Raw genomic sequence first — 13712 nt, 5'->3', positions numbered from 1 at the left:
GACGCTTTTTTTATGAAACTCGCATTTTCACCTTTAAAGACATTACATGAAAAATTGGTAAAAAAAGAAATTTCTTTTATAGAGTTGAGAGATTTTTTCTATGCTCGATTTGAAAAATATGATAGCAAAGTTGGGTCGGCATTGGAGCTTTTTGATAAAGAAACAGTAATGCCAACGATACATACTGATAGTATTTTGTCGGGGGTGCCGGGCTTGATCAAAGATAATATTTGTCAGCAGGGTAGAAAGTTGACCTGTGCGTCTAAAATTTTGGAAAATTTTGTTGCTCCTTATGATGCTACGGTTGTTAAAAAACTTAAAGAGCACGGCGCTGTATTAATGGGGCGTGCTAATATGGATGAGTTTGCAATGGGCAGCTCAACCGAAACATCAGCTTTCAAAAAAACGGTTAATCCATGGAATTCTGATTGTGTCCCCGGTGGTTCGAGTGGCGGTTCTGCCGCTGCAGTTGCTGCGGGGCTTATTCCGTGGGCATTGGGGTCAGAAACAGGTGGGTCTGTTCGTCAGCCAGCGGCATTTTGTGGTATTGTGGGTATGAAACCTACATACGGGTTACTCTCACGATATGGGCTTGTGGCGTATTGTTCTTCGATTGACCAAATTGGTGTTATGACGCGAACGGTTGAGGACAATGCGATTGTTCTTTCCGCTATAGCGGGACATGATTCATTAGACGCAACGTCGCATAAAGATCCTGTTGATATATATCGTACTGGTATGTTAACGGGAGCTCTTAAAAAAAATCTAAAAATTGGCGTTATTGATAACGCACTTAATGCAGAGGGTATAGATCCGGAAGCTCTTATTCTTTTTAATAATACGCTCAAGCAGTTTGAACAGCTTGGTGCTGAGATAGTACATCTGTCATTACCGACTATGGATTATGGTGCGGCGGTGTATTTTATGTTGAGTAGGGCTGAAGCCGCTTCAAATTTATCTCGATTTGATGGGGTGCGCTATGGGTATCGTTCGCCTGAAGCGGATTCTCTTTCTGATGTGTATGCGTTGACGCGCCAGCAAGGTTTTGGCTCCGAGGTAAAACGACGAATTTTTATTGGCAACTATGTGTTATCGGCAGGTCATGCTGATCAATATTACCAAAGTGCCAAAAAAGTGCAGTGTATTATGCGGGCAGAATTTGTTGAAGCATTTAAGAATGTTGATCTTCTCTTTGCGCCAACAACTCCTACTACGGCATTTAAGTTTGGAGCTTTTAATGAAAATAGGTTACAAATGGATCTTCAGGATTATTTTACCGCACCGGTGAATCTTGTTGGCATGCCAGCTATATCGTTGCCCTGTGGATTTATTAATAATATGCCATTAGGGTTTCAATTGATCGGCCCAGATTTTTCTGAAAGTTTGATATATCAGACTGCTCATGCTTACGAACAAAGCGCGTCATGGCATACCAAATATCCAGAACAGTTTGCTGAATAATTTTCAGGGGTTTGGAATGCGTTTTATTGTACTGGTATTGTCAGTAAATATAGTTAATTGTGGCAGTTTTCAACCGAAATCTCTTGTTGATATGTGTTTGCGTCCTGCGACACAAAAAATAATAAGAGATCTTGAGCGAGCTAATAATAATGTTCTTGATCTGGATAGTACAGAAGCTCAAGAATATATAGATGGGCTCAAGATATTACCTGCAGATATTATCAGAAAATTATCAATTGCAGCGTTGGGACAATTGTCGCCCAAAGAGCTTTGCCGTGTAATAACTCTCGATAACAAGGCGCTTGTTTGTGATGATTTATTTAGAGATCTCTACAGTAAAAGTATTTCTGCTTATGATATAAAAATTAAAAATGATAAAATAATAAGTGCGCTAAAAGCTCATACTATCTATGATGGTTGTATGTCGAATGATCATAAGTACTTTATTTTTCGGGGTAATTGCGATAAAGGTTATGTGATAGATCTGATGAGCGGAGATTATATTTTTACGTACGACGCTTGTAAAGCAGTTATGATTAATGGCCACGATTGCTTTTTTATGAATTTTAAAACTGTTGAAAAGTATAATATAGACTCACGCATACGTAATACCGTATATGAGCAGGCAAAAACTAGTTTTTTTAGAGATAAAATTATTTCTGTAGGCGATGGGATTGGCATTATAGAGCGTTCTTTTCACTATTATACAAATAATAATAGTTTGATTATTGTCGATAAAGATGGAAGTGCGAAAGCATTTCATGTAGCTGTTGATGATGATTTATTTATAAGTGATAAGAAAAATCTCATTGCCTTGGTTGCCAATGGTGTGCTTTCTGTTTATAAGCTTACACAAGATCTTTTGCAGCCTGTGGCAACTATTGTGCCGAATAAAAGTATTGCATCAATTACTTTTTCGCCCTGTAGCAACTATGTAGCATATGGTACAGATAAGACTGATGGTAATGTATATATTGTTGATATAAAAAGTAAGCAAACTATTGCTGTTATAACAGTCTGTAAAAAAAATACTTTTCCTATAGTTCGGTTATCATGGGCGAATGATAATGCATCATTAATTGTTGAAGATGGGCTAAGAAAGATTTTTACCATAGATTTAAAATTGTATAAAAAAATGCTGGCGTTGATGGTAAAATGATGATACTAACATGCTTTTTATTAGCGACAATACACATAGTTGAATGTGGCAGTTTTCAACCGAAATCTCTTTTTGATGTATCTATAGCTGCCGTGGCGCATAACATAATAGGTGATCTTGAGTTAGTCAATGATAATGTTCTTAATGTGCATAGTGCAGAAACTCAAAATTATCTAGATGAGCTTAAGGTCCTACCTGCGCATATTATCGAAAAATTATCAATCGCAATGTTGGGATATATACAATGCGAGCAATTTCAATTGCCGATTAGTAGAAAATGTTGTTATGTTAAAAATTCACATCATTATCCAAAGATTATTTATGACGATAACTATAGTATACCGGAAAGTTGTGTATCAAGTGATAATAGATATGTGACGTATGTTGACGGTTCAGGCGTCATGGGTCATGTTATAGATCGTCATAGTGGAAATCGTATTTTTAAATATGACAAGCATTGTAAAGCAACTATGATTAATGGACGCGATTGCTTTTTTATGAATCCTGCAATGGTTGAAAAGTATAATATAGATTCATCCATAACTAATATGCTGCATAAACACGCAGAAGGTAGTTATTTTATGGATAATATTGTTTCTTTAGCTGGTGGGATTGGTTTTATAGAACGTTCTTTTGCCAGTTGGACAGATAATTGTTTGATTGTTATTGATAACGATGGAAAAAAACGTTCATTTTCTTTGAATATTGATATGGAGTTTTTTGTCAGTGATAAAAAAAATCTTATTGCTTGCGCTACTAAAAATGGGCTTGCTCTTTATAGTATTAAGCAAGATCTTTTAAAATCTTTTGCTGTAATTGAGTCTGAAAAAAAAATTAGGTATGCGGCATTTTCTCCTTGTAGCAAATATGTAGCATATGGTACAAACGATGAAGGTTGTAACCTATATATAGTTGATATAGAAAAGATGCAAACCATTGTTGTCATAAAAAATTTTTGTGAAGAAGCAATTTTTGAGATACACCAATTATCATGGGCGTATGATAATGCGTCATTAATTGCTAAAAATGCGTTTGGGTGTACTTTATTTACCATACATTTAAAATATTTTGAACTGTATGAAAAACTACAGGCATTGCTCACCAAAGATAATAGCTAGCCCCGTCTTTTTATTGACTTTTATTGCAGATATAAATTAATATTAATTATAGGTAGTAACTGTATAATCGTGGAGAAGTGTATGAATAAGAAGATTTTGTTATTGTTAATCGGGTTTAGTCTATGGGCAAGCCTACTTGAGTCGGCAAAGTTAAATATAAAAAATAACTCCAAGGGTGTCATTAAGGTTGAATTGAGAGAGGATACGCTTAATGACGAAGCAAAAGAGAAAATTAAGCAGTTGGTGCTGGCGTATACAAGAGGGATTCCTAGTGAGGAATTATTGAGTTTGTATAAAGTTAAACAGTCGATGACGCTGTATCCAGGTAAGGATGACGATTTTAATACAGGATTTCGTGGTATATATTTACTTACTTTTTCTGAAGTTGATACGGATAGAATCAATAAAATTGCCAGGGGTGAAAAAATTGATACCCCTGTAGTAAAGCTTGTTGCCGGCATTAACCCTGATATTGAATGGTCTGATGTTCAGTCAAGCGTTATATATAATAGTCCGACGTCTATTAAGGTATATAATTCGGCGACCAAAGCTTTGAGAAAAGCCGGTGTTGCGCTGGAAATCATAGGCGGAGCCGTCTTTCCTGTTGCTTTGCCGGGTGTTATGTTGGACCTTGCAGTGCGTAAAAAGCTTTAAATGATACATGTTATTCTGCTCATAATAATGTGTTGTTGCACACATTTACTTGAGTCGGCAAAGTTAAATATAAAAAATAACTCTAAGGGTGTTATTAAGGTTGAATTGAGAGAGGATACGCTTAATGACGAAGCCAAAGAGAAAATTAAGCAGTTGGTGCTGAAGTATAAACAGGGTATTCCTGGTGCAGAATTATTGAATTTGTATAAAGTTAAAAAGTCGATGACGCTGTATCCAGATAAGGATGACGATTTTAATACAGGATTTCGTGGTATATATCTACTTACTTTTTCTGAAGTTGGTTCTGATGGGGTAAAACTTGTTGCCGGGGTTAATCCTGATATCGAATGGTCAGATATCCAATCCAGTGTTATATATGATAGTCCGCACGCTATTCATGTATATAATTCGGCGAGCAAAGCGCTTAGGAAAACTCAGCTAGCATTTGAAATAATAGGTGGTATTGCATCTATTCCTGCAGGAGGGTACTTGTTGGCAAATCTTCCTGTGATATTGCTGGGACTTACGCCAGCAGGTCCAGCTTTGATTGCGTAAGCTTTTTGATGGTTAATTTGTCTATATTGTAGTGCCATGATAAAATTTATCGTGGCATTTTTTTTGTTGTTTTTTAGGGAATACTATGAGTTTATTGACAGTGCAGGGTTTGACAAAAAAATATGCCGACGGGTTTATAGCGGTGAATAATATCTCGTTTGATATAAAATCAGGCGAGATATTAGGTTTATTAGGGCCCAATGGCGCCGGCAAGACTACTATTATTACTATGTTGCTGAGTACGCTTACGCCAACAAGTGGTCGTATTTTTTATTTTGGTAAAGATTTTTTTATGCATAGATCAGAAATTTTAAAGTATGTTTCTTATGCGAGTACGTATGTTAAATTGCCACCTCGTTTAACCATATGGGAAAATCTTGATATTTATGGAAGATTATATGGGCTGTCTTATGCACAGCGATATGATGGCTGCAAAAAATTGTTAACGTTGTTTGGTATGTGGGATATTCGGCATCGTGAAATGGGTGCATTATCTGCGGGGCAAATAACGCGCGTTATGTTGGTCAAGGCTTTTGTAACCCAGCCTAAAATAGTGTTACTTGATGAGCCAACGGCTGCATTAGACCCCGATATTGCAATTGATGTAAGAAAATTTATTCTAGAACAGCAAAAAGAACATGGCATTTCTGTTTTATTAACCTCTCATAATATGGATGAGGTGACAGAAATGTGCGACCGAGTGCTTGTGCTAAAAAATGGCGCTATTATTGCACAGGATACACCAGAAAAGCTTGCATCAACGATTTCTCAAGCACGAGTTCGATTGATTATTGCTGGTGATATGCAGCGAGTCGTGGCTACTATGCAAGAAAATAATTGGGCGCATATTATTACTGATACCATTGTTGAAATCTTTGTTGATGAGCACAAGATTGCTCAGTTGTTAATGCATTTGGCTCATAATGGTATCGCCTATGAACATATTGCGATAGAAAAGCCGACATTAGAAGATTATTTTTTACATATTGTTAAAAAGGTTTAGTTATTATGGAATGGTATCGTATCAGCGCTATTGTATTGCGGCATTTAATGCAGATTCCACGAGACTTTGGAAAATTGAGTAATATATTTTATTGGCCGCTTATAGATCTTGTCATATTTGGCTTTACATCAGTATGGTTAAAAAATATTGGCGTCATGACAGCTGAGCTCGAAACGGTCGTTATTGCCGGTATAGTTTTGTGGCAAATTATTGTGAGAGTTAATTTAGAAATTTCTGGCAGTATGCTGGAAGAAATTTGGTCGCACAATATGAATAATTTGTTTGCAAGTCCTGTTACCTTGGCAGAATGGATGTCATCAAGTGTAGTTTTGGCATTTGTCATGACAATTTTTGTGGTGGGTTATGTTGGTTGTTTCGCGTGGTTGGTGAATTCATTTGTACTTTTTAATTTGGGGTGGGTGCTTGTACCACTCATTATTTCTTTGTTTGCTTCTGGTCTTGCGATGGGATTTTTGGCGGCTGCTATTTTAGTGTATTATGGCGCACGCATACAGACGCTTGTATATATGATGGGATTTTTATTTATGCCATTGAGTGGCGTTACGTATAGCCTTGATATTTTGCCCATGATTATGCAAAAAATTGCCTTGTGCTTGCCTATGGCATATACGTTCAAGATGTTAAGGGTTTTTGTCATTGATGGGACAATAGTATGGACTTTTTTTGCACAGGCAATGATATTGAATAGTATCTATCTTGTAGCGGCATTGTATTTTTTCAGATATATGTTTGAAAAAAGTAGAGCAAAGGGTTTAGCGCGTCTTGTTGATTAAAAAGTAGAGGTTTATCATGAAAGTAATGTTAAATATTTTTTTTCTGTTATGTAGTGGTCATACAGCGAGCGTCTTTTGTATGAATCAGCGTAAGCCGGTTTCTATTGCTCAGGTAACTGATCGTGAAAATTATTGTATCTATAATCTTTATTTCGATAATACGTCTCGCTTGCAGGCCGGATTATGGCGCATGAAAAAAGGGATAGAAGTGTATCATGTTATAGAGTCGCGTGTTGATGGTAATTGGTGCCTGAAGCGCATGAAGGATGATCGCTCAAAAAAAATATTTACAGAATTGCAACAGTTGTATAATGATATAAAAGGTTGCCATAATAATTGACAACTGATGTTTTTTGTTTAGTATCAAAACATAAGTACCATTTAAATAATTGTGAAATAATTTTAATTAAAGGATGGTTGTTGTGATAAGAAAACTAATCATAGTCTGTTGTTTTTCTGGAAACTGTTTATTTGGTATGAGCGATTTTGATGCATTGCCATCAGAAATTATCTATCTTATTGCAGGGAATTTATTGCAAATTTCGGTAGATAATAAGAATGGTAAAACATATTTTGTGGGAGATGTTCCATCACAAAGTGGTACGCCAAAAAAAATTGATATATGTACAGATATTATGCATTTTGGTGCGACTAGCAAAAAGCATAATGTAATTGCGCAAGTACTTATGGAGCAAAAATTTGGCATGTCGCAATCAAAATTTTTGATCAATATGATCGATATATTGGCTCAAAAATTTTTTGATAATCAGCCTCATGTTAGTCTATATATTGCTGCGAATATACGAGGGCCTGGTATTTATTGGGTGAGGGATTATTTGAAAAAAAATAAAAAAGCTTATGCTAATCACGAATTGCGATCCGCTGTTTTAACACAGGCTTTTTGTCGTGGTGTCTTAGATGGTGGTGATAATAATTGGCATCTTATAGACGAACGGAAGCGAAAAATGATCGATGTTCGTTATTGTCGTAAAGTAATGACTATTGAGAAGGCGTATCCAGAATTAGCGCAGGATTTACGTGATTTTTACGATCATTCTGTAGAAAATAATGAAATGCCTCTTCATGTAGATAACCGGCACCGGCGTTCTTAATAAATTCTTGTAAAAAGAGGTAACCTATTGATAGGTTTCATAAGTATATCTTTATCAGAAAGATGCTTATGGCTGTTCAAACTATTATTGTTTTTGGTGTAACGGGCGATTTGTCAGTGAGGCTCTTATTGCCTGCAGTATATGAACTTATTAAAAAAAAGAAAAAATTATTGATTATTGGCGTTGCTGATCAAAAAACCACAGCAATAGAAATTTTGTCTCACGCTCGAGCTTATATAAAAGAGCTTCATCAAGTAACATTTGATGAACTTGTAAGAAGTTTTTTCTATTATCAGTGTGATATTGCAAGTAGTGATACGTACGCGCAGTTATCTCAATTTGTTGATCAGTGTGAACATATTTTTGGTTGCGATCAACAAAGAGTTGTGTATTGCGCCACGCCTTCAGATCTTTTTTGTTCTATTGTTAAAAACAGTGTTCATGCTCGTTTAATTTGCTCAAAAAATATATTGCATCGGGTTGTTTTTGAAAAACCATTGGGATGGGATGTAGTGTCCGCCCGGGCAATAAATGACGGTATAACGGCTTTTTTGAGTGCAGAGCAAATTTATTATATCGATCATTATTTAACACGAGAATTAGTGAATAATATTCTTGTTTTGCGTTCTGCAAATGCTATTTTTGAGCCATTGTGGAATAATAATTATATACATCGTATTGTAGTAACACTTAATGAGTCCGCTTCGATTGAACATCGTGGTAAGTATTATGATCGATACGGTGCATTAAAAGATGTTATGCAAAATCATTTATTACAGCTTGCTGCGCTTATCACTATGGAAAAACCTGAAAATCTTGATAGTGCAACATTGCATGCGTATAAAACGAAAATATTACAAAATATGCGTGTGGTGCAGGCGGTTATAGGTCAATATGACGGGTATTTGGATGAGCAAGATGTACACGCGCATTCAACAACAGAAACGTTTGCGGCGCTTAAGATAGTGATAGATACCAGTATTTGGCAAAAAGTTCCTGTGTATCTTGTCACCGGCAAGTGCCTTACGCGTAAAGAAACCGAGATTAATATATTTTTCAAAGAACAACATGCCTGTTTATTTAATAGTAACCAGTTGTGTATGCCTAATGTTCTTACTATTCGTATTTTTCCTGATGAAGGTTTTGTGTTAACAGTTAATGCGAAAAAGCCTGGTATAAATGATGAGACGGTACGCGTTCCTTTAGAATTTTGTTATACGTGCTTATTTGGCCCGTATACGCCGCAAGCTTATGAGCTTTTACTTGATAAGGTATTACGGGGAGATCGTTCTAGCACGGTGAGTTTTAATGAAATCGAATATCAATGGAATATTATCGATGAAGTTAAGCGAATGCAATTGCCCCTACACACATATAAAAAGGGTTCTCTAGGCCCTGTAGCTGCCTATGACATGATGAAAGATCATATATGAAAAAAATATCACGCATTGGTATGGTCGGGTTGGGTACGATGGGGAAGCTTTTATCAACACGTTTGTTACGTGCGGGTTATGATGTTGTTGGTTATGATATTGCTCCCACACGTGTCGAAATACCTGAATTTGTGAAGCATTTTAAACAGGTAATTTCATTTGAAGAGATGATTAAAAATAACGTAGATATAATCTGGTTAATGCTCCCTGCCGGAGAAGCGGTTGATGTAATAGTGGGACAGGTTATAGCTCTTGGGTTGCATAATACTATTATTATTGATGGTGGCAATAGCCACTATAAAGATTCTATAAGAAGATACGAGTACTTGCAGAAACAACGTATACAATTTGTAGATTGTGGTGTTTCTGGCGGCCAATTAGGATGCGAAGAAGGCTTTTCTCTTATGGTTGGTGGTCAATTAGATAGTTTTACGTATTGTCTGCCTATTTTTGCAGCACTAGCTGCTCAAGATGGCTATGTATATTGCGGTCCATCGGGCGCTGGTCATTATGTAAAGATGGTACATAATGGGATAGAATACGCTCTTTTGCAGGCCTATGGCGAAGGCTTCGATATTTTGCGCAATGGTTATTATAATAATCTTGATATCGCTCACATTAGTGACGCGTGGATGCATGGGGCTCTTATTCGTTCATATCTTCTATCGCTTATATCTCAAGAGCTTAACAAAGATCAATATCTTATATCTGTTTCAGGTAAGGTTGGTCAACATGGTACCGGAAAATGGACTGTCGAAGAAGCGCAAGAACGGCACATTGCAGCTTCTCTTATTGCGCAGGCGGTTAAAATTCGAGAAGATTCACTAAAAACAGGTGGCTCTTTTGCCACTAAATTGATTGCTCTCATGAGACATGTATTTGGTGGTCACGCTTTTTTTAATTAATAAAAATCTAGAAATATTATTCTAAAATTATTAAAAATAATATTCAAATATTGCATCTATTTTGCGTAATTAAGTATGCTCTAGGGGGGAACTATAGGGGGCAGGGGTATGGACGTACGTAAAAAACTGCTTTATTTTTGGACATTTTGTGTAATGTATTGTTTTTTGCTTGAGGGCTCGGAGCCTTCCATCTGCATGCCTTTGCAAAAAATACCCTCAACGATGCTTGATTTTACGATTGATATTTTTACTAAAGACACGCTTAAAATTATGGCGGCGCTTGCACCACCGTATATTATTGGGCGGGTTGTTGATAAAAAAGTGCACCGTTGTTTTTATTGTCCGCGACATCATTATAATGTAAAGCAATTGCCGCGATGGTGTTATCATTGCGCTAATCATGGATTAACCGTAGAGCTTATAGCGCTTTCTGCATTGAGTTTTTATCCTTGTAATAAGAAATTACAAACAACAGCACAAGTGTTTGCAATTTCTTTACCGCTTACATGGGTTGGTAAAAAAGTTCTTAAATTATTTAAAACAAATGCTTGCTTGCGACCAAGAAATCAATATTTTGACCCTTCTAAAAAGGCGTATGGCGGATGCCCTTCAGGACATATGATGGAAGCCGCATATGCTGCAACTTTGTTCGGTTTATCTATGGGATTATCGTGGGGGATTCCTTTAGGGATTTTTGCTGGAGGCATTTTTGTTAATTTTGCATCAGCTAATCGTCATTTTACTTCGCAACTTATTGCAGGTGCTGGATTGGGTATTATTTATGGCGTTTCCGCTTTACGCGTTACTCAATCATTTATGGATAGTCGATTTTCATGCGACATTGTTCATGATCTTGGTTCTTGTGGTGTACGAGTTGCTATGGATTTTTAGTGGTCTGTGGTATTATAATTAAACTATTTTTTTATTTTTACTCAGAAAAGAATTGTAATGGCTTATCAACAAAACTCTTTAATTTCTTTACGTATGTTTCTTATCGGTAGTATTATTTTTTTTGCTGCGAGCAGATTGTTTGTCCTGAGACCAGGAACTGTCGAGCATGTAACTTCATATATCTTATTCCCCGTTATTATGTGTGAGCATCATGTTATTAAACCTATTAAAAAAATGCTTGAAAATCGTAAAACAATAGATGAGTTAACAACAATTATTGATAAGTATCGTCAGGACAATTCTGCTTTATTAGCAGAAAATATAGCCTTGGTGTCAACTGCTCTTTATTTAGAAGATTATAAAGAATTGTATGAATATGAGCAGCGATATTCCCAAGAAAATGTTGTACAGGCGCATGTTATCGTACAAAATTTTTCTCAAAATATGCATTATTTGCTGCTTGATAAGGGGCACCATGCAGGCGTTAAGGTTGACATGGTGGCTGTTCACAATAATTGTTTGCTCGGGCGCGTAGTTGAGGTGTATCCCTACTATTGTAAAATAATTTTGATTACTGATCCAAGTTGTAAGATTGCTGCCGTGTGCGCCAAAACTCATGCTCAGGGAATTCATGAAGGCCTGCATGAATTTAATGCAACTGCATTTACTTTTGTAAGCCATCTTAATAATCTTGAAGTTGGAGATATGATAATTTCTAAAGGAGACGGTCTTATTTTCCCCCATGGCTTTGGGCTTGGTCGTATTAAATCGTATAAACTTAATGAATTTAGTTATGTTGTTGAAATTGAGCCCCTGATTGATGTTCGTTCAATTTCAGTTTGTTCGCTTGTATATAAAAAATGAGGATCGCTTGTATGAAGGCATATATTTTATTGTGTAGTTTTTTAATGCTTCTTGTGCATCAGTCGCTTAAGGCTATGGTTGATACTACTGCTCATCCACACGTAGCAACATGTCTTTGTATGCAATTTAAAGATATAGACCCTGAAGTTGGGTATATTTTAAAGCGACACATGTTGAGTAAAGATAAAAAACGGTGGCCATTGTATGCGCATCTTAATAACCATGCGCCATCTGTGAAAAAAAGTAATTAACTAAGGGGGCTTTGCCCCCTTAATTTTTATACTATTGCAATATCTAGTTTGCTGGTAACCCAACTATATACGGTATTTAATGTAGTCTCGAGATATGATTGACCATCTTGATCATCTCCGCCGAAAAGCGTTGTGAGTGGAGACGGCTTTGATGGTTTAATCCATTCTATCTCAGTTGTTATGCATGCTTTTTCTTTAATTATTTTTTCTGTTGTTGAAAAACATCCTAGTTTGTCTATGAGCTTGAGTCCAAGTGCTTGTCTTCCAGTAAATATTTTACCATCAGCCCATTCTTTGTTGGATTGCAACGGTATATGCCTGCATTCTGCTACATCACTAATAAATTGTTGATACGTATCATGAGTGAGTTCTTGTAATAACGCTTGGCCTTCAGTGGTTGGTGCTAAAAGGGGATCTCCAACTGTTTTATACATGCCGCTTTGAGTAACGCTATAATGAATTTTAAATTGTTCTATAAACTCTTTAAAATTTGGTTGTGTAATATAGACCCCAATGCTGCCGATAAATGATGATGCCGGTGCAATAATGGTGTCGGTGGCGCAGGCGATATAATATGCTCCTGAGGCGCAGCTATTTTCAACCAGGCTGACAATTGGCTTGGGGAATTCTTTTTTAAGCTCTTTTATTTCATTAAAAATAGTTTGAGCTGTTCCTGCTGTTCCTCCTGGTGAATCTATTTTTAATAAGAGTGCTTTTATTTCTTTATCTTTAAAATATTTTTGTAAATGCTTTGTATATTGGCTCGCATTGTCGACGGTCCCTTTTATTGTGATAACAGCAACTTTTGTTTTGGGGTTCATAACGTTGTTATATTGCTTTTTTATAACCATAAAAAGAAGAGGGACTAATTGAACTATGATCAGCAGGTAGAAAATATTTTTGAGGTAATCAGCTATTTTTGCCATGCTTTATGACTCCAGGGTTATAGCGTAAGTCTGTTTTACAGAGTTAAGTATATCTTTATTTATAAAAAGATAGTAACCTATCATAAATTTTTTGACATTTTGTGAAGCTTTAATTACAATTTAAGCATCTTGTAATTAGTTTACAGGGGGGCGGTTAGCTCAGCTGGCAGAGCATCAGTCTTACAAACTGGGGGTCGCAGGTTCGAATCCTGCACCGCCCACCAAGTATTCCTCGGTAGCTCAGCGGTAGAGCACACGACTGTTAATCGTTAGGTCGCAGGTTCGAATCCTGCCCGAGGAGCCAAGTTTCGGCGCCGCGCTCGTCCTGAGCAAAGCGTGTCGACTCGGCGGCTATTTCACAGAGCCATATTTTTCTGTCACCCAGGCAGAGAAGTAGTCAGAAGAAAAATTTTTGGGGATGTAGCTCAGCTGGTTAGAGCGTCCGCCTGTCACGCGGAAGGTCGTGGGTTCGAGTCCCATCATTCCCGCCACGCTTCGTTCTTCGAACTACGCCTGGCGGGCGCAATTTCAAAAAAATCTTTATACTGAATAGTATAATTACAGCTGGCGCGAGCCAGTTTTTTTA

15 protein-coding genes and 3 tRNA genes are annotated in these 13712 nt (G+C 36.8%); 17 read left to right on the top strand and 1 reads right to left on the bottom strand.

The window, feature by feature from the left end:
- Positions 1-12 precede the first annotated feature (12 nt).
- The 14 genes from gatA to WC707_02830 all read left to right on the top strand — a co-directional run bounded on the left by gatA (position 13) and on the right by WC707_02830 (position 12200).
- On the top strand, positions 13-1461 hold the full coding sequence (gene gatA / locus WC707_02895) for an Asp-tRNA(Asn)/Glu-tRNA(Gln) amidotransferase subunit GatA (GenBank protein ID MFA6066104.1): 1449 nt from the start codon (positions 13-15) through the stop codon (positions 1459-1461).
- A 16-nt stretch (positions 1462-1477) separates the two neighbouring features.
- The gene (locus tag WC707_02890; GenBank protein MFA6066103.1) at positions 1478-2620 is read left to right on the top strand and encodes a WD40 repeat domain-containing protein; all 1143 of its coding nucleotides are present in this window, start codon (positions 1478-1480) and stop codon (positions 2618-2620) included.
- Positions 2617-3738 carry a hypothetical protein gene (locus tag WC707_02885; protein ID MFA6066102.1) on the top strand — a complete coding sequence of 374 codons (1122 nt, stop codon included), beginning with the start codon at positions 2617-2619 and terminating at the stop codon, positions 3736-3738. Before WC707_02890 ends, WC707_02885 begins: the two co-directional genes overlap by 4 nt.
- An 81-nt stretch (positions 3739-3819) precedes the next feature.
- On the top strand, positions 3820-4392 hold the full coding sequence (locus WC707_02880; protein ID MFA6066101.1) for a hypothetical protein: 573 nt from the start codon (positions 3820-3822) through the stop codon (positions 4390-4392).
- Entirely contained in the window at positions 4393-4947 is a 555-nt protein-coding gene (locus tag WC707_02875) for a hypothetical protein (GenBank protein MFA6066100.1), read from the top strand.
- A gap of 85 nt (positions 4948-5032) precedes the next feature.
- Positions 5033-5950, top strand: coding sequence for an ABC transporter ATP-binding protein (locus tag WC707_02870; GenBank protein ID MFA6066099.1), 918 nt, complete (start codon positions 5033-5035; stop codon positions 5948-5950).
- A gap of 5 nt (positions 5951-5955) precedes the next feature.
- Positions 5956-6744 carry an ABC transporter permease gene (locus WC707_02865; GenBank protein MFA6066098.1) on the top strand — a complete coding sequence of 263 codons (789 nt, stop codon included), beginning with the start codon at positions 5956-5958 and terminating at the stop codon, positions 6742-6744.
- Between the two features lie 16 nt (positions 6745-6760).
- Entirely contained in the window at positions 6761-7084 is a 324-nt protein-coding gene (locus WC707_02860; GenBank protein MFA6066097.1) for a hypothetical protein, read from the top strand.
- 82 nt (positions 7085-7166) lie between these two features.
- Complete coding sequence (locus WC707_02855; protein MFA6066096.1) at positions 7167-7856, top strand: hypothetical protein; 690 nt, start codon at positions 7167-7169, stop codon at positions 7854-7856.
- A gap of 68 nt (positions 7857-7924) precedes the next feature.
- Positions 7925-9289 carry a glucose-6-phosphate dehydrogenase gene (zwf, locus tag WC707_02850; GenBank protein ID MFA6066095.1) on the top strand — a complete coding sequence of 455 codons (1365 nt, stop codon included), beginning with the start codon at positions 7925-7927 and terminating at the stop codon, positions 9287-9289.
- Positions 9286-10194, top strand: a complete 909-nt coding sequence (locus tag WC707_02845) for an NADP-dependent phosphogluconate dehydrogenase (GenBank protein MFA6066094.1) — start codon at positions 9286-9288, stop codon at positions 10192-10194. Before zwf ends, WC707_02845 begins: the two co-directional genes overlap by 4 nt.
- A 108-nt stretch (positions 10195-10302) precedes the next feature.
- Positions 10303-11085, top strand: coding sequence for a hypothetical protein (locus WC707_02840; protein MFA6066093.1), 783 nt, complete (start codon positions 10303-10305; stop codon positions 11083-11085).
- 57 nt (positions 11086-11142) lie between these two features.
- The gene (gene mreC / locus WC707_02835; GenBank protein ID MFA6066092.1) at positions 11143-11949 is read left to right on the top strand and encodes a rod shape-determining protein MreC; all 807 of its coding nucleotides are present in this window, start codon (positions 11143-11145) and stop codon (positions 11947-11949) included.
- An 11-nt stretch (positions 11950-11960) separates the two neighbouring features.
- The gene (locus tag WC707_02830) at positions 11961-12200 is read left to right on the top strand and encodes a hypothetical protein (GenBank protein ID MFA6066091.1); all 240 of its coding nucleotides are present in this window, start codon (positions 11961-11963) and stop codon (positions 12198-12200) included.
- Positions 12201-12226: 26 nt separating this feature from the next.
- On the opposite strand, the gene sppA is transcribed toward WC707_02830, so the two are convergent.
- On the bottom strand, positions 12227-13126 hold the full coding sequence (gene sppA, locus WC707_02825) for a signal peptide peptidase SppA (protein ID MFA6066090.1): 900 nt from the start codon (positions 13124-13126) through the stop codon (positions 12227-12229).
- A gap of 148 nt (positions 13127-13274) precedes the next feature.
- Here sppA and WC707_02820 point away from each other — a divergent pair.
- From WC707_02820 to WC707_02810, 3 genes are all read left to right on the top strand, one after another.
- Positions 13275-13350, top strand: a tRNA-Val gene (locus WC707_02820).
- 5 nt (positions 13351-13355) lie between these two features.
- Positions 13356-13430 (top strand) — tRNA-Asn (locus WC707_02815).
- 110 nt (positions 13431-13540) lie between these two features.
- Positions 13541-13617, top strand: a tRNA-Asp gene (locus tag WC707_02810).
- The last annotated feature ends 95 nt before the right edge of the window (positions 13618-13712 follow it).

The sequence above is a fragment of the Candidatus Babeliaceae bacterium genome, from assembly GCA_041660765.1.
GTDB lineage: Bacteria > Babelota > Babeliae > Babelales > Babelaceae > JBAZVR01.
This window is presented reverse-complemented; position numbering and strand designations above follow the sequence as displayed.

What these genes read in the sequence shown, in the direction of transcription:
- mreC (MFA6066092.1), top strand. Translation starts at nt 11,143, where the DNA reads ATGGCTTATCAACAAAACTCTTTAATTTCTTTACGTATGTTTCTTATC.
- WC707_02860 (MFA6066097.1), top strand. Translation starts at nt 6,761, where the DNA reads ATGAAAGTAATGTTAAATATTTTTTTTCTGTTATGTAGTGGTCATACA.
- WC707_02870 (MFA6066099.1), top strand. Translation starts at nt 5,033, where the DNA reads ATGAGTTTATTGACAGTGCAGGGTTTGACAAAAAAATATGCCGACGGG.
- WC707_02845 (MFA6066094.1), top strand. Translation starts at nt 9,286, where the DNA reads ATGAAAAAAATATCACGCATTGGTATGGTCGGGTTGGGTACGATGGGG.
- WC707_02840 (MFA6066093.1), top strand. Translation starts at nt 10,303, where the DNA reads ATGGACGTACGTAAAAAACTGCTTTATTTTTGGACATTTTGTGTAATG.
- sppA (MFA6066090.1), bottom strand. Translation starts at nt 13,126, where the DNA reads ATGGCAAAAATAGCTGATTACCTCAAAAATATTTTCTACCTGCTGATC.
- WC707_02865 (MFA6066098.1), top strand. Translation starts at nt 5,956, where the DNA reads ATGGAATGGTATCGTATCAGCGCTATTGTATTGCGGCATTTAATGCAG.
- gatA (MFA6066104.1), top strand. Translation starts at nt 13, where the DNA reads ATGAAACTCGCATTTTCACCTTTAAAGACATTACATGAAAAATTGGTA.
- WC707_02890 (MFA6066103.1), top strand. Translation starts at nt 1,478, where the DNA reads ATGCGTTTTATTGTACTGGTATTGTCAGTAAATATAGTTAATTGTGGC.
- WC707_02880 (MFA6066101.1), top strand. Translation starts at nt 3,820, where the DNA reads ATGAATAAGAAGATTTTGTTATTGTTAATCGGGTTTAGTCTATGGGCA.
- WC707_02830 (MFA6066091.1), top strand. Translation starts at nt 11,961, where the DNA reads ATGAAGGCATATATTTTATTGTGTAGTTTTTTAATGCTTCTTGTGCAT.
- zwf (MFA6066095.1), top strand. Translation starts at nt 7,925, where the DNA reads ATGGCTGTTCAAACTATTATTGTTTTTGGTGTAACGGGCGATTTGTCA.
- WC707_02885 (MFA6066102.1), top strand. Translation starts at nt 2,617, where the DNA reads ATGATGATACTAACATGCTTTTTATTAGCGACAATACACATAGTTGAA.
- WC707_02875 (MFA6066100.1), top strand. Translation starts at nt 4,393, where the DNA reads ATGATACATGTTATTCTGCTCATAATAATGTGTTGTTGCACACATTTA.